Below are 14,483 nucleotides of genomic sequence, written 5' to 3'. Positions count from 1 at the left end.
CCCGCGGCGGGCGGTACCGGCCTGTAGCATCGGCGGCTGTGATCACCGAAGGACTGCGGGGCAGCGCCGACCTGGTGGTCGGCGCGCAGGACACCGCCCTCGCGCTGGGCAGCGGCGACACCGAGGTGCTCGGGACGCCGCGTGTGCTCGCGCTGGCCGAGGCCGCCACCGTCGCCGCCACACGGGGCCGGCTCGACGAGGGCGCCACGACCGTGGGCACCGAGGTGGCGCTGTCGCACCTGGCCGCCTCGGCGGTGGGCGCCCGCGTGCGCGCCGAAGCCCGGCTGAGCCGGGTCGACGGGCGGCGGCTGGTCTTCGACGTGACCGTCTCGCAGGTGGGCGGAGGGGGCGCCGCGCTGGCCGGCGGGACCGTCGAGCGGGTCGTGGTGGACCGCGCGCGCTTCACCTCCGCCGCGCGGTCCTGACACCCCTGCGCGGGCGCGCTCAGACGCCCATCGTCTTGCGCGGGTAGACGTTCTCCGGGTCGGTGGCGATGTTGACCATGTAGGGCACCCCGGAGTCGAAGGCGCGGCGCAGGGCCGGGGCGATCTGCTCGGGGTCGGTGACCAGCTCGCCGCCGCCGCCCAAGGCGCGCACGACCTCGTCGTAGCGGGTCTGGGGGGTGAGGTCGGCGGCGACGTCGTAGCCGTAGAGCATCTGCATGGGCGCCTTCTCCAGGCCCCAGATGCCGTTGTTGCCGCAGACCATCACGACCGGGAGCCGGTGGCGCACGAGGGTGTCGACGTCCATCAGGGAGAACCCGGCGGCGCCGTCGCCCATCAGGGTCACCACCTGCGACGAGGGATGGGTCAGCCGGGCCGCGGCGGAGTAGCCCATGCCCGTGCCCAGGCAGCCGAAGGGGCCCGGGTCCAGCCACCGGCCGGGGCGCTTGGGCTCGACGTACTTGCCGGCGTAGGAGACGAAGTCGCCGCCGTCGCCGATCACCACGGCGTCGTCGTCGAGGATCCGGTTCAGCTCGCCGTAGATGCGGGCCGGGTGGATCGGGTCGGCTTCGCTGGCCAGCACGTCCGCGTCCTGGGCGGCCGCAGCCCGGGCGGCCTCGGCGATCTCGGTGCACCAGCGGCGCGCGGAGGCGGTCGGCGCTGCGGCGCCGGCGATGCCGCGCAGCGCGGCCGAGAGGTCGCCCCAGACCGCGGCGGCCGGCGTCATGTGGTCGGTGACCTGCCCTGCGGAGTCGGCGACGTGCACGACCCGGGCCAACGGGAGGTCGTCCTTGCCCCCGAAGAGGCCGTGGCCCAGCCGGAAGTCCAGGGGCGTGCCGACGACGACCACGAGGTCGGCCCGGCCCAGCGCGGCGCCGCGGGCCCGGTTGGCGAGCAGCCGGTGCCCGCCCGGCAGCACGCCGCGCCCCTGCCCGTTGGTGACGACCGGGACGCCGAGCTCCTCGGCGGCCTCCAGCGCGGCCTGTGCAGCTCCGTCGAGCCAGACGTCGGACCCGTAGACCAGCACCGGCCGCTCGGCCTCGCCGAGCAGCCGGGCGGCCTCGGCGATGCGCCCGGGATCGGGAGAGCGGTCAGCGGGAGGCGCCGCGGCCGACAGCTCGGTCTCGGCCTGGTCGTAGAGGCGGTCCATCGGGATGTCCAGGAAGACCGGACCGCGGTGGGCGTCGTTGGCCAGCCGGGCGGCCTCGTCCATGGCCGCGCCGATGCCGCCGGTGTCGTGCACCGTCCAGGCGCGCTTGGTGACCGGCTCCAGCATCGGGGGCTGGTCGAGCTCCTGCAGCAGCCCCTGGCCCCACCGGCTGTCGGGGGCGCGCCCGCCGACGAGGATCAGCGGGGAGCCGCTGAAGCGGGCGGTGGCCACTCCGCTGACGGCGTTGGTCACCCCGGGGCCGGCGGTGACCACGGCCAGGCCCGCGCGTCCGGTGAGCTTGCCGACGCCTTCGGCGGCGAAGACGGCGGTCTGCTCGTGGCGGACGTCGATCAGCCGCATCGTGGGCTCGGGCTTGACCGCGCCGTCGTAGAGCGGGAACACGTGGCCGCCGCTGAGCGTGAACATGGTGTCGATGCCGTGGTGGCGGGCCACCTCGACCGCGTGGGAGCCGCCGTGGCCGCTCAGGGGGCCCGCGAAGGGCGGCGGTGCGAAGACCTGGGGCGTGGACATGGCGGCGGTCACAACTCCTTCGTGTAGGCGGAGCCACGTGCAGGGGGCCGGGAGCGGAGCGGGCCGGCCCGCTACTCGCCGGTAAGTTACCAGGCGCCGGTGACCGCGACCACACCGGCGCGGTAGACCGGTGGGGCCGTGCCCGGCCCCCGGCGCCTCACTCTCACTCCTCCTCGGGGGGACGAAGCCGTGTGACGAACTTGTAGCGGTCGCCCCGGTAGAGCGAGCGGACCCACTCCACCGGGTGCCCCTCGCCGTCGAAGCTGTGCTGGCAGTGCAGCACCAGCGGCAGCCCCACGTCCACGCCCAGCAGCCGCGCCTCGTTGGGTGTGGCCAGCACCGTCTCGATGGTGGCCTCGGCCTCGACCAGGCGGACGTCGTAGGCGCTGGCCAGCGCCTCGTACAGCGACGCGTAGCGGTCCAGCTGCCGGCGCAGTCCGGGGAAGCGCCGCGCCGCCAGGTGCGCGGTCTCCACGGCCATCGGCTCGCCGTTGGCCAACCGCAGCCGCTCGATGCGCAGCACCCGCCCGCCCGAGCGGATCGCCAGCAGCTCGGCGAGCTGGTCGTCGGCGTTGATGTAGCTCACGTCGAGGATGCGCGTGGCCGGGTGCAGGCCGTGCGAGCGCATCTCCTGGGTGTAGCTGGTGAGCTGCAGCACCTGCGCCACCTTCGGCTTGGCCACGAAGGTGCCCTTGCCCTGGATGCGCAGCAGCCGCCCTTCGACCACCATCTCCGTCAGCGCCTGGCGCACCGTGGTGCGAGACGTGGCGAACTGGGCCGCGAGCGCGCGCTCGGGCGGCACCGGGTTGCCGGCGGGCATGGCCTCGATGAGTTCCAGGAGCAGCTTTTTGACCTGGTAGTACTTTGGAACTCGGTGACCGTCTTCGAGCGTTCGCTGACCCGTCACGTCGGACTCCTCCACCGCTTCCCCGGTCGCTATTGGTGTGGACCACTGGTCGAGTGCGTTCCTATGAGTATGCCTGCAACCGTGGGATGATTTGTGAGTGCCTCACCTCAGTGATCTCATCCGGCGCTACACCGCGCTCAAAACGGCGGATCTGGAGTGGTTCCACTCACTGGTCTCGGACTGGCAGCTGCTGGCCGACCTCTCCTTCGCCGACCTGGTCCTGTGGGTGCGCCTGCGCGACGACAGCGGCTGGGTCGCGGTGTCGCAGATGCGCCCCACGACCGGGCCCACGGCGTTCCAGGACGACCTCGTCGAGACCGTGCTGCGCGACGAGGCGGCGGATGCGGCCGCGGGCGGCCGGGCCGCCCGGCTGTCGGGGCGGCGCACGCTCATCGACCGGGCCTGGGGCGAGGGGCGGATCTGCCGCGAGGGCGACCCCGACTGGTCGGGCGGTGTGCCCGTGCGCGAGGAGACCATTCCGGTGCGCCGCTCTGGCAAGCTCATCGGGGTGATCCAGCGCAGCACCAACCTCAGCTCGGCGCGTACGCCCAGCCGGCTGGAGCTGACCTACCTGCAGAGCGCCAGCGACCTGGCGCAGATGATCGCCGAGGGGGAGTTCCCCTTCAACGACCAGGGGCCCCTGATGGTGCGCTCACCGCGGGTCGGCGACGGCCTGCTGCGGCTCGACCAGGACGGCGAGGTCGTCTACGCCAGCCCCAACGCGCTGTCGGCCTACCGCCGGCTCGGGCTGACCGCCGACCTGGTGGGCGCGCGCCTGGACCGCACCACCCTGGACCTCGCGGCCGCGGGGGACGCCCGCGACGAGTCGCTGACCTGGACCGCGGGCGGCCGGGTGCCCCAGGAGGCCGAGGTCGAGGGCCGCGGCTCCACCATCCAGCTGCGCTCCATCCCGCTGGTGGTGGGCGGCGTGCGCATCGGTGCGCTGGTCATGGTGCGCGACGTGACGGAGCTGCGCCGCCGCGAGCGCGAGCTGATGACCAAGGACGCAACGATCCGCGAGATCCACCATCGGGTCAAAAACAACCTGCAGACGGTGGCGGCGCTGCTGCGGCTGCAGTCGCGGCGGCTGGACGTGCCCGAAGGCCGCGCGGCCCTGGACGAGGCGGTGCGCCGGGTGGGCTCGATCGCCATCGTGCACGAGATGCTCTCCCACACCCCCGACGAGGTCGTGGACTTCGACGACATCGCCGACCGCGTCATCGAGATGGCGGCTGAGGTCTCCTCGACCGGAACGGCGGTGGTCCCGCGCCGCTCGGGCCAGTTCGGGCTGCTGTCGGCGCTGGTGGCCACCCCGCTGTCCATGGTGCTGGCCGAGCTGGTGCAGAACGCCGTCGAGCACGGGCTGCGCTACGAGCCGGGCAGCATAGAGGTGCACGCGCGGCGCGACGACCCGCCCCTGGGCGAGGAGGAGAACGGCGGCCGGCTGCTGATCGAGGTGCTCGACGACGGCGGCGGGCTGCCGGCGGACTTCGACATCGAGAGCACCGCGAGCCTGGGCCTGCAGATCGTGCGCACGCTCATCGTGAGCGAGCTGGACGGCTCGCTGGAGATCAAGCCGCAGGAGAACGGCGGCACCAAGGTCGCGATCGAGCTGCCGGTCGAGCGCCGCATCGAGCCCTATCCCTGACGTGCCCGTCGGCGCCCCCGCTGCGATCGATCCCGTGCTTATCGCCACCTGTGAGGGTTCACGATGGCGACAAGTGCAGGATCGTCGGATCTCGGACGGAGGCGGGGCCCGGCTGCCCGCACCGGACCGCTTACCCGGGGGCGCGGTGTCCGGCCGGATCGAGCCGTGCGATGCTATGACAGTGGCTTCGAACGCTAGGAGCGCGCCATGGCGACCGGCGCGCGGCGGCGCTTGAGCGCGCGCCGCTCGTCCTCGCTCATGCCGCCCCACACGCCGCCGTCCTGGCCCGTCTCCAGGGCCCAGCGGAGGCACGCGGTGTTGACCGGACAGGCCCGGCACACCTCTTTGGCCTCCTCGATCTGGATGAGGGCCGGGCCGGAGTTCCCGATCGGGAAGAACAGCTCGGGGTCCTCATCACGGCAGGCGGCGTGGTGACGCCAGTCCATGCGGATCACTCCTCACGGTGAGGGAATCGCTTTGTGAACGAATTCACTAAGTCGGCGGCGACCAGGCGCTTGTCATCGTTGACTCCCGGTCCGGCGTGCGCCCGATCTGCGGGCGCCCAGGGGTCCGGTGATCGCACGGAGTCGCGCCGTGCTCCCTGACCTCGGAATCTCCCTTTTACTCGCCCGTAACGTGCGGCGACACTTTTGAGCGTGACAGCATTGATCGACGCATGCAAGAGCGCCCGGTGCGCCAACCTGGGCGGGGGCGTGTCGTGTGCGTCACAGGCGTAATCACCAGGTTGGTTTCCGCGCGATTAACCGATGATTCGTAATGCCTTCGGTACGGATTCGAGATTGACTCGTTTTCGGTGTCCGAGGTATTCGCCGTCGATCTGGAATGCGCGCGGAGTGCGGGATGTGACGCTGATCGCGCTCTGATCGTGCCACGAGACATAGCCCGGCCCGTACGGCGGGACGCCCCGGTGCGACATCATCTGGCGCAGCAGCTGCGCGGTGCGGACGGTGTTCAGCTGCGTGAGCGCGAACAGGTCCAGGCCCAGCCCGAACCGCGAGCGCGGCGTCGGCTGCACCGGCACGGCGCCGGCGTAGGTCCACGGGGTGGTGTTGGTGACCAGGGCGAAGTACAGGTCGTGCACGGCCTCGTGGCCGGGCGCCTCGATGCGCAGTGAGGGCACCTTGACGTCGCCGCGCAGGAACAGCTTGAGCGCGACGGAGATGTAGAGGCCGGGGGAGGCCCGGCGGCCGCTGCGGCGCAGCCGGTCGACCTCGTGCACCACGTCGGCGTCCCAGCCGAACCCGGCGCAGAAGGTGAAGTAGCGGTCGTCCTGGTCGGTGCGCATCCGGCCCAAGCCCACCGAGCGCTGCTCTCCGGCGCGCGCCGCCTCAAGCATCGCGCCGGTCGCCTCGATGGGGTCGGTCGGCAGGCCCAGCGCCCGGATGAACACGTTGGCGCTGCCTCCCGGCAGAGCGGCGAAGCTGGGCCGCTCCAGGCCCTCGGGCGTGGCCAGCAGGCCGTTGACGACCTCGTTGACCGTGCCGTCGCCGCCGAGGCTGATCACCAGCCCGTAGCCCTCGCCGGCGGCCTGGCGGGCCAGCTCGCGGGCGTGGTCGCGGTACTCGGTCTGGGCGACGTCCAGGTCCATCTCGCGGGCGACGGCGCCGACCAGCACGTCGCGGGAGCGGGGCGTGGTGGTGGTCGCCTGGGGATTGACGATGAACAGGGCGCGCACGCGGCCAAGTCTAGGGTGCGCCCGGAGTGCTGCGAGCCGGGCCCCGCCGGGGGGCCGGCGGGCCGGAAGGGGGCGCGGCACCGATTCGGGCCCCGCCGCAGGGGCCCGGCGGGGGCCGATAATGTGGAACGTGTCCTCACGACCCATCACCCTCACACTCGCCGCTGCGGTGCAGGCCCTGGTGACGGCCGCGATCGCCGTCGGGGCCGCCGTCGTCCTCGTCGAGACCCTGTCGGGCGACGCCGCGGCGCCCGGTGCGGCGATCCCGCTGACCGTCCTCGCCCTGCTGGCGGCCGCCGCCACCGGCTACTGCGCCTGGGGGCTGCTCCGGCTGCGCAACTGGGCGCGCACGCCGGTCGTGCTGACACAGGTCTTCGTGCTCGTGGTGGCCTACTACATGTTCACCAGCGGCCAGTACGCGGTCACAGCGGTGATGGCGGCGGTGGCCGCCGCGGGCCTGGCGCTGGTGCTGGCCCCGCCCACCACCGCCACCCTGTTCGGCGACGACCCGCGCGGCGGCGGGCCGGGCGAGGGCGGGTAGCGGCGAGCGGGCGCCCGCGCTGCGCCGGGCCGCGTGTACGGCGCGGCGGCCGCTCAGTCGTCGGTGGTCAGCGCCTGGCGCAGCTGGGCGAGCGTGCGCGCCAGCAGGCGCGACACGTGCATCTGCGAGATCCCCAGCTCCTGGGCGATCTGCGACTGGGTCATGTTGCCGAAGAAGCGCAGTAGCAGAATGCGCTTCTCGCGCGGCGGGAGCTGCTCCAGCAGGGGCTTGAGCGACTCCCGGTACTCCACGCCCTCCAGCGAGTCGTCGACGATGCCCAGCGAGTCGGCCACCGCAGGCGCGTCCTCGTCGCCGCTGTCCGGCGCGTCGAGCGACACCGTGGAGTAGGCGTTGGCGGACTCCAGGCCCTCCAGCACCTCCTCCTCGGACATCCCCAGGTGCTCGGCCAGCTCGTGGACGGTGGGCGCCCGGCCCTCGCGCTGGGACAGGTCGCTGACGGCCTTGGTCAGCGACAGCTTCAGCTCCTGCAGCCGGCGCGGTACGCGCACCGCCCAGCCCTTGTCGCGGAAGTGCCGCTTGATCTCGCCGACGATGGTGGGCGTGGCATAGGTGGAGAACTCCACGCCGCGGTCCAGGTCGAAGCGGTCGATCGACTTGATCAGTCCGATCGTGGCGACCTGCGTGAGGTCGTCCAGCCACTCGCCGCGGTTGCGGAAGCGCCGCGCCAGGTACTCGACCAGGGGCAGGTGCAGCTCGACAAGTTCGTCGCGGATGCGCTGGCGTTCGGGAGCGTCTTCGGGAAGCTCGCTCAGGCGTTCGAACAACTCGCGCGCACGGGCGCGGTCAGGCACCGCGTGCTCCGTCTTCGCCGTCAGAGCGGGCCCCCTCTCGCTCACGCCGTCTCCGCCACACCGCGACGTTTGTGCAGCACGATGGAGACGCGGTCGTCAGGGCCGGCATCGGCGTCGACCTCTCCGGCAAGGGCCGAGAGGACGGTCCAGGCGAAGGTGTCGCGCGCGGGGAGCCGGCCGTCGGCTGTCAGCACCGAGACGGAGATGCGCATGCCGTCGCCGGTGAGTTCGAAGTCGGTGGTCAGGTCGGTCCCCGGCAGTGCCTGGGTGAGCAGCATCGCGCACGCTTCGTCGACCCCGATGCGCAGGTCCTCGATCTCGTCGAGGGTGAAGTCGAGTCGGGCCGCCAAACCCGCCGTGGCCGTGCGCAGCACGGACAGGTAGGCGCTGTCAGCCGGCATCCGCACGGTCACAGCGTCGCGTACGTCCGTTGCACCCGGCGACGGTGCGGCGGTTTCTTCGGTCACGTGCCTCCTCCAGGAAGCGAGATTGCCGCTTGAGTGCAATCTATCTTGTTTCGGTCCGCCTCCGGTGCACACGTCGTCGCCCGTGTCCCGTGGCGGCTCCTATCCCTAGTCTCGGACACGCCCGGGACCGGGGGACAGCCCGCGAAAGCGGCGGAATCCATGCCGAGACCCAACCGGAACCGGCGCGCTATCAGCGGATTCGGCGGGGCGTGTCCCTCGGAGCGGAGGGAAGGGGCCCTCGCGTCGCCCTCCCGGGCCGCTCACTCCGGAGGGCGGGCCGCTACGACTTTCGCACCGTCGACCCGATGCCCGGTTCCGTGTAGGTAAGGCCCCGGTTCCGGAGGCCCGCCAGCGCCTTGTGCGCGGTCGCCGATGCGACGCCGAACTCGTCCATGAGTGCGAGCACGGAAGGCACGCGGGAGCCCGGGGGGTAAACGCCGGAACGGATGCGGCGTTCCAGCTCGTCCGCAATCTGCATCCATCTCGGAACACCTTCGCGCCACTCCACGCGGGCAAGCTAGGCACGTCAGAGATGCCCAGCAATGCTGACGTTCTAAGCATGCTATAGATATACTGCTGTTTTACTCCATAAAAGCGCCGCGGCGGGTGCGGACACACCCCCGCGGCCGGACAACCGAAGGGACCGGTTGCCATGAGTATCCTAGTTCGCTTCCTGCCGACATCCCTGCGCCTCATGCAGCGTGCGCAGGGTCTCCGTGCGGTCCTGCGCCACGCCGCGGACATGCCCGCCGCCCCCGCGCCGGCGCTCCCTGCGCGGCCCGCCACCGCTCCGTGGCGCAGCCGCGCGGCGCGCATCAGGCCCTATGCCCCGAACACGGTTCCCGCCGACGCGGCCGGGGGTGTCCGATGACCTACTTTTCCGACTGCTGGGAGCGGCCCGACCAGGCGCACGCCGACGCGTTGTACGACACGTTGAGCGACGCCCTCAAGGAGCGCGGCGGGAGCCCCGCTCAGCGCGCGCGGGCGCAGGACAACGCCGACGCCGCCTTCAGCGTGCTGGACATGTGGCTGCGCTCCGGCGGAGAGCTGCCCGCTCCGCGGCGGCCCCGCCCGGACCCCGAGGGCGGCGGCGAGCGGTAGCCGGTCCGAAGGCCGGTTCCGAAGGCCGGGCCGCTGCCGGTGCCTAGCGGTCCGGCCCCAGGTAGCGGCCCAGGATCTCGGCTTCGGCGCGCAGGCGCTCCGCGGCGTCGGCGCGGCCGAGCCGCTCGTACTCCTGCGCCGAGACCGAGCGCTCGTCGGCCTCCCGCGCCACGATCGCGCGGACGTCGGCCTCGCTCAGCACGCGGCGCTCCGCTTCGGCCGCGCCCACGCCCACGGCCCCGCCGGCAACGTGCTCGCTGTCGGCGGCGGCCGGGAGGTCCGCGTCGGAGGCCTCGGCGTTCTCGACGGCGGCCAGAGCCGAGCGGAGCGCGGCCGCGGCGGTCTTGTCGCGGTTCTTGAGGGCCGCCGTCAGATCACGGCGCATGTCGATACGCACCCGCTGAAACCTAGCCCACCCCACCGGCCCCGTCGACCGGATTTCGGGGCCCTCCCGCCGGTGCGGCCCCGGTGAGTCTTGTTCTCCGGTCAGGTCGGCGCAGCCATCGGCCGGTCAGCAGGAGGGAGCGGCCGCTCGGAAAAACACGTTGTTCTCCGCGAGCGGCGCTGGCACGCTCGCTGCCCATGACCGACGCCGCCGCCTTCCTCCGGGCCTACGACGACCAACTGCGCAGCAGCGCCGAGACGCCCAGCGCCGTGTCCGTCACCCGCCGCGGCCCGCTGCGGCTGGTGACGTTCGCGGGCGGCAGCGGGTTCGTCACGTATCGGGACCTCGGTGCCGCCGATTCGTCCGCGATCAGGCGGATGGTCAGCGAGGCGCTGGCCCATTACCGCGCGGATCCCGGCATCAGCCGGGTGAAGTGGAAGTGCCGGGGGCACGACCGCGCGCCCGGCCTGCACGAGGCCCTTGTGGATCACGGGTTCGTGCCCGAGGAGACGGAGTCGATCATGATCGGCACGGCGCGGCGACTGGCCGAGGACGTCCCGCCGCCCACGGGCGTGACCCTGCGCCGTGTCACCGCCGAGGCCGATGTGCGCGCGATGAGCGCGATGTCCGACGAGGCCTTCGGCGACCCCCCTTCCGCGGAGATGGCCGATGCCCTGCGGCGCCGCCTGGCGCGTGCCGACGGCATGGAACTGTGGGTCGCCGAGGCCGACGGCGCGATGGTCGGTGCGGGGCGCCTGGAGCCCGTCGCCGGTACCGGCTTCGCCGGACTCTGGGGCGGCGCGGTCCGAGCGGACCGGCGGGGGCGCGGCGTCTACCGGGCCCTGACCGCGGCGCGGGCCCGTTCGGCTCTGGCCCTGGGCAAGACGCTGATCCACAGCGACTCCAGCGAGTACTCCCGCCCGATCCTGGAGCGCTCCGGCATGGTCGGGGTCTCGACCACGACCCCCTACATCTGGCGCCGTGAAAAGGCCTGAGTCCAGGGCCGGACGTGTGCGGGGGCGGGTACCGGCCCTGCCACCCGGCACCGCTCGGACGGTCAGCCGCCGGGGTTCTCGGCGAGGGAGCGGAGGGCTTCCCCGTCGAGGCGGAAGACGGTCCACTCGTCCATGGGCTCGGCGCCCAGCAACCTGTAGAACTGGATCGAGGGCGTGTTCCAGTCCAGAACCCACCACTGCAGCCGGTCGTAGCCGCGCTCGACGCAGAGCTCGGCGAGGGTCTTCAGCAGCGCCCTGCCGTAGCCGCGGCCCCGGTGCTCCGGGCGGACGTAGAGGTCCTCCAAGTAGATGCCCGGGTTGCCGGTCCAGGTGGAGAAGTTGCGGAACCACAGCGCGAACCCGGCCACGGCGGCGCCGCCCGCGCCCTCACCGCTCCCGCCGCCTTCGGGGACGTGTTCGGCGATGTGGGCCCCGGCCACGGGGTCGGCCCCGAACAGCGCGTCGTGGAACTGGGCCTCGGTGGCCGCCGCCGCCTCGGGCTCCCTCTCGTAGTCGGCCAGTTCGCGGACCAGGCGGTGGATGACGGGGACGTCGTCGGGGCGGGCGGGGCGGATCAACGGTTCTCCTCGGCTGTCTGAAGCGGTGCCGGCGGCGGTCGGCCGCCGGCACCGCTCGGTCGGTTCACAGCACCTTCGACAGGAACGACCGGGTGCGCTCGTGCTGCGGGTCGGCCAGCACGCTGCGCGGCGCACCCGACTCCACAACGACGCCCTCGTCCATGAAGACCAGCGTGTCGCCGACCTCGCGGGCGAAGCCCATCTCGTGGGTGACCACCACCATGGTCATGCCCTCCTCGGCCAGCCCCTTCATCACGTCCAGCACCTCGCCCACCAGTTCGGGGTCGAGCGCACTGGTGGGCTCGTCGAACAGCATCAGCTCCGGGCGCATCGCCAGCGCCCGGGCGATGGCCACGCGCTGCTGCTGCCCGCCCGAGAGCTGGCGCGGGTACCCCGACGCCTTCTCGGCCAGGCCCACGCGGTCCAGCAGCTCCAGGGCGCGCTCGCGGGCCTGCGAGCGGGGCAGGCGCTGGACCCGCACCGGCGCCTCCATGACGTTGCCGAGCACCGTCATGTGCGGGAACAGGTTGAAGTTCTGGAAGACCATGCCGATGCCGCGGCGCTGGCGGGCGACCTGGGCGTCGTGCAGCTCGTAGAGCTTGCCGGCGCGCTGCCGGTAGCCCATCAGCTCCCCGTCGACCCACAGCCGCCCCGCGCTGATCTTCTCCAGGTGGTTGATGCAGCGCAGGAACGTGGACTTGCCCGAGCCGGAGGGTCCCACCACGCAGCAGACCTCGCCCCGGGTCACCTCCAGGTCGATTCCGCGCAGCACCTCCAGCCGGCCGAACGACTTGTGCACGTTCTCGGCCACGACCATCGAGCCGTTTCCGGGGCCGGCGTCCACGCCGGCCTCCGCGGTGTTCTGGGTCAACTCGCCGTCCTACTCGCTCTATGCCCTCTGCCCGGCGCCGCGCACGCTCGCACCGCGGTTGGAGCGGTTGAACGCCTGCTCCAGGTAGTACTGGCCGATCATCATCAGGCTGGTGATCGCCAGGTACCACAGGCAGGCGGCCACCAGCATCGGGAACAGGTTGAAGGTGCGGGCGCCGATCTGCTGCAGCTGGAAGAACAGCTCGGTGGTCAGCGGGATGGCCGACACCAGCGAGGTGTCCTTCATGATCGCCGTGGCCTCGTTGCCGGTCGGCGGGATGATCACCCGGAGGGCCTGGGGCAGCGTGATGCGGCGCAGCACCAGGCCCTGGTTCATGCCCAGCGCCTGCGCGGCCTCGGTCTGGCCCTTGTCGACGGAGAGCAGGCCGGCGCGGACGATCTCGGCCATGTAGGCGCCCTGCGACAGCGACAGCGCGATGACGGCCGCCACGAACGGGCTGAGCAGGGTCTCCATCGGCACCGAGTAGAACCGGGCGCCGTCCTCGAAGCCCAGCAGCGGCAGCCAGTAGTTGTCAAAGGGGACCCCGAGCTCGATCGTCTGGTACAGGATCGCCACGTTGCCGAACAGCACGCACAGCACGATGCGCGGCACGGCGCGGAAGAACCAGGTGTAGACCCAGCCCACGGTCACCAGTACCGGGTTGTCCGACAGCCGCATCACGGCCACGACGATGCCGATCACGATGCCGATCGCCAGCGACACCGCCGCCAGGATCACCGTGGTGCGCACGCCGATCAGCACCGGCGCGGAGAACATCTGCTCGAACAGGAACGGCCAGTCGAACGCGGGGTTCGTGACCAGCATGTTCACGAACATCGCGCTGAAGAGCAGCAGCACCGCCGCCGCGACCCAGCGGCCGGGGTGGCGGACGGGCACCGCCTTGATCGCTTCGGGAGGGGACTGGCCGGCCGGCGCCTGGGAACCGGGCGCCGGCCGGGGGTCGTCGGGAGTTGTGCTCACGTGCCTTCTAGCCTTCGACGGACGGATTGACCTCGGACTCGTCAAGGGTGCCCTGGCCGTCCAGCTCCCACTTGGCCAGGATCTCTGTGTAGGTCCCGTCGTCCATGATGCTCTGGTACCCGGCGGAGACGGCCTCGGCGAGCTCGGTGTTGTCCTTGGCGACCACGGCGCCGTAGGGCGCGGCCTCGTACTGCTTGCCGAGCGTCTGGAGCTTGCCCTCGGTCTGCTCGACCGCGTAGACCGCCACGGGCATGTCCGCCAGCCCGGCGTCGTTGCGCCCGGAGATGATCGACTCGGTGGCCTGGTCCTGGCCCTTGAACTTGCTGATGTTGATCTTCGGGTCGCCGTTGTCGACGCACTCCTGGCTGCGGGCCTCGATGTCCTCGACCTGGACGGTGTTGGCCTGGACCGCGATGTTCTTGCCGCAGGCGCTGTCGGGGTCGACGTCGGCCGGGTTGCCCTTGGCGGTGAACCACTGCGTGCCCACGGTGTAGTAGCTCACCATGTTGGCCTGCTGCATGCGCTCCTCGTTGATGGTGAACGAGGAGACCCCCACGTCGTACTTGCCGCTGCCGACGCCCTCGACGATGGTGCCGAACGTGGAGCTCTGCCAGTCGGTCTCCAGGTCGAGCTTGGCGGCCACCGCGTTGAACAGCTCGACGTCGAAGCCGACGACGGTCGTGCCGTCCGTGGAGAGGTACTCGGCGGGCGCGTAGGTGGAGTCGGTGCCGACCTTGAGCGTTCCCTGGTCGCGTATCTCCTGGGGGACCATCTTCGCGAGCTCGGGGTCGGCCTGGACCGAGGGCGTGGACGCGGGGTCGGTCCCCGAGCCCTGGCCGCCTCCCTGGTCGTCACCGCCGCCGCCTCCGCATGCCGACAGGGCCAGAACGGCGGCGAGGGCGCCGGCGGCGTAGGGAACGCGTCCGATCCGGGCAGCCGGCGCGGTCAAGTGCTTCAGCACGGCCACGTGTCTCTCCTTCTCATGGGCGAACGGCGTCGGGTGGTCGGCGTTCGCGTCGTCGCGTCCCGGCGGTAGGCCGGACGCGCAGCACAAGTGGGCAGGATAGTCGTTCGTGCGAACGTGAATGTTCCATCGTCGGCGTACCGGCATGTTAGTGGGGTCACCGTTGTGAGAGGATTGGGTAACGGGTGAACCCCGAACCGCTGCGGCGCCTGGCTCGCACCGAGCCGCGGAGACCGTGCTCCTCTTCCCTCCGGCATCGCCGACGACGTGGCCGAGGGAGTCCTCCTAGCATCCCTAGCACCCCTGCCGCTCCGCGCGCCGCCTTTTCCGATCGCCGAGACCGAGGCGAACTCGAAGCCGCGCCCGGACCCCGCCCGCTCGGGCGCGCTTGCATATCTGAGGGGTATTGCACA

General features: G+C 71.9%; 17 protein-coding genes. 5 read left to right on the top strand and 12 right to left on the bottom strand.

The window, feature by feature from the left end; translation table 11 throughout:
- Nucleotides 1–38 precede the first annotated feature (38 nt).
- Nucleotides 39–425, top strand: a complete 387-nt coding sequence (locus ABD284_RS07185; RefSeq protein WP_344141731.1) for a thioesterase family protein — start codon at nucleotides 39–41, stop codon at nucleotides 423–425.
- A 19-nt stretch (nucleotides 426–444) separates the two neighbouring features.
- Here the strand turns inward: ABD284_RS07185 and ABD284_RS07180 are convergent, their stop codons facing one another.
- Nucleotides 445–2,124: an acetolactate synthase gene (locus ABD284_RS07180; protein ID WP_344141730.1), complete on the bottom strand. Its 1,680-nt coding sequence runs from the start codon at nucleotides 2,122–2,124 to the stop codon at nucleotides 445–447.
- Nucleotides 2,125–2,287: 163 nt separating this feature from the next.
- The gene (locus tag ABD284_RS07175) at nucleotides 2,288–3,031 is read right to left on the bottom strand and encodes a GntR family transcriptional regulator (protein ID WP_344141729.1); all 744 of its coding nucleotides are present in this window, start codon (nucleotides 3,029–3,031) and stop codon (nucleotides 2,288–2,290) included.
- A gap of 97 nt (nucleotides 3,032–3,128) precedes the next feature.
- Here ABD284_RS07175 and ABD284_RS07170 point away from each other — a divergent pair, with 97 nt between their 5' ends.
- Nucleotides 3,129–4,679 carry a sensor histidine kinase gene (locus tag ABD284_RS07170; RefSeq protein WP_344141728.1) on the top strand — a complete coding sequence of 517 codons (1,551 nt, stop codon included), beginning with the start codon at nucleotides 3,129–3,131 and terminating at the stop codon, nucleotides 4,677–4,679.
- A 194-nt stretch (nucleotides 4,680–4,873) separates the two neighbouring features.
- On the opposite strand, the gene ABD284_RS07165 is transcribed toward ABD284_RS07170, so the two are convergent.
- Together ABD284_RS07165 and ABD284_RS07160 are read right to left on the bottom strand one after the other, a co-directional pair.
- Entirely contained in the window at nucleotides 4,874–5,125 is a 252-nt protein-coding gene (locus tag ABD284_RS07165; protein WP_344141726.1) for a WhiB family transcriptional regulator, read from the bottom strand.
- A gap of 314 nt (nucleotides 5,126–5,439) precedes the next feature.
- The gene (locus tag ABD284_RS07160) at nucleotides 5,440–6,375 is read right to left on the bottom strand and encodes a diacylglycerol/lipid kinase family protein (RefSeq protein ID WP_344141725.1); all 936 of its coding nucleotides are present in this window, start codon (nucleotides 6,373–6,375) and stop codon (nucleotides 5,440–5,442) included.
- A gap of 121 nt (nucleotides 6,376–6,496) precedes the next feature.
- On the opposite strand from ABD284_RS07160, the gene ABD284_RS07155 reads away from it, so the two are divergent.
- Nucleotides 6,497–6,916: a hypothetical protein gene (locus tag ABD284_RS07155; protein WP_344141724.1), complete on the top strand. Its 420-nt coding sequence runs from the start codon at nucleotides 6,497–6,499 to the stop codon at nucleotides 6,914–6,916.
- Between the two features lie 53 nt (nucleotides 6,917–6,969).
- On the opposite strand, the gene ABD284_RS07150 is transcribed toward ABD284_RS07155, so the two are convergent.
- The 3 genes from ABD284_RS07150 to ABD284_RS07140 form a co-directional block, all read right to left on the bottom strand.
- The gene (locus ABD284_RS07150) at nucleotides 6,970–7,728 is read right to left on the bottom strand and encodes an RNA polymerase sigma factor SigF (RefSeq protein WP_344141723.1); all 759 of its coding nucleotides are present in this window, start codon (nucleotides 7,726–7,728) and stop codon (nucleotides 6,970–6,972) included.
- 41 nt (nucleotides 7,729–7,769) lie between these two features.
- Entirely contained in the window at nucleotides 7,770–8,195 is a 426-nt protein-coding gene (locus ABD284_RS07145; RefSeq protein ID WP_131097193.1) for an ATP-binding protein, read from the bottom strand.
- 280 nt (nucleotides 8,196–8,475) lie between these two features.
- Nucleotides 8,476–8,673 (bottom strand): GntR family transcriptional regulator, encoded by a 198-nt coding sequence (locus tag ABD284_RS07140; RefSeq protein WP_344141721.1) that lies wholly within the window; start codon nucleotides 8,671–8,673, stop codon nucleotides 8,476–8,478.
- A 389-nt stretch (nucleotides 8,674–9,062) separates the two neighbouring features.
- Here ABD284_RS07140 and ABD284_RS07135 point away from each other — a divergent pair, with 389 nt between their 5' ends.
- Nucleotides 9,063–9,296, top strand: coding sequence for a hypothetical protein (locus ABD284_RS07135; RefSeq protein ID WP_344141720.1), 234 nt, complete (start codon nucleotides 9,063–9,065; stop codon nucleotides 9,294–9,296).
- A gap of 43 nt (nucleotides 9,297–9,339) precedes the next feature.
- Here ABD284_RS07135 and ABD284_RS07130 read toward each other — a convergent pair whose 3' ends face one another.
- A complete protein-coding gene (locus ABD284_RS07130) occupies nucleotides 9,340–9,693 on the bottom strand; it encodes a GatB/YqeY domain-containing protein (RefSeq protein WP_344141719.1) in 354 nt (117 codons plus the stop codon).
- 185 nt (nucleotides 9,694–9,878) lie between these two features.
- Here ABD284_RS07130 and ABD284_RS07125 point away from each other — a divergent pair, with 185 nt between their 5' ends.
- Nucleotides 9,879–10,676 (top strand): GNAT family N-acetyltransferase, encoded by a 798-nt coding sequence (locus ABD284_RS07125; protein WP_344141718.1) that lies wholly within the window; start codon nucleotides 9,879–9,881, stop codon nucleotides 10,674–10,676.
- A 62-nt stretch (nucleotides 10,677–10,738) separates the two neighbouring features.
- Here ABD284_RS07125 and ABD284_RS07120 read toward each other — a convergent pair whose 3' ends face one another.
- The 4 genes from ABD284_RS07120 to ABD284_RS07105 all read right to left on the bottom strand — a co-directional run bounded on the left by ABD284_RS07120 (nucleotide 10,739) and on the right by ABD284_RS07105 (nucleotide 14,073).
- Nucleotides 10,739–11,254: a GNAT family N-acetyltransferase gene (locus tag ABD284_RS07120; RefSeq protein ID WP_344141717.1), complete on the bottom strand. Its 516-nt coding sequence runs from the start codon at nucleotides 11,252–11,254 to the stop codon at nucleotides 10,739–10,741.
- Between the two features lie 64 nt (nucleotides 11,255–11,318).
- Nucleotides 11,319–12,071 carry an amino acid ABC transporter ATP-binding protein gene (locus tag ABD284_RS07115; protein ID WP_344142016.1) on the bottom strand — a complete coding sequence of 251 codons (753 nt, stop codon included), beginning with the start codon at nucleotides 12,069–12,071 and terminating at the stop codon, nucleotides 11,319–11,321.
- Nucleotides 12,072–12,143: 72 nt separating this feature from the next.
- Nucleotides 12,144–13,106: an amino acid ABC transporter permease gene (locus ABD284_RS07110; protein WP_386699759.1), complete on the bottom strand. Its 963-nt coding sequence runs from the start codon at nucleotides 13,104–13,106 to the stop codon at nucleotides 12,144–12,146.
- A 7-nt stretch (nucleotides 13,107–13,113) separates the two neighbouring features.
- Entirely contained in the window at nucleotides 13,114–14,073 is a 960-nt protein-coding gene (locus ABD284_RS07105; RefSeq protein ID WP_344141715.1) for an ABC transporter substrate-binding protein, read from the bottom strand.
- Nucleotides 14,074–14,483: the final 410 nt, after the last annotated feature.

It is taken from the genome of Streptomonospora arabica, assembly GCF_039531585.1.
Lineage (GTDB): Bacteria > Actinomycetota > Actinomycetes > Streptosporangiales > Streptosporangiaceae > Streptomonospora > Streptomonospora halophila.
This window is presented reverse-complemented; position numbering and strand designations above follow the sequence as displayed.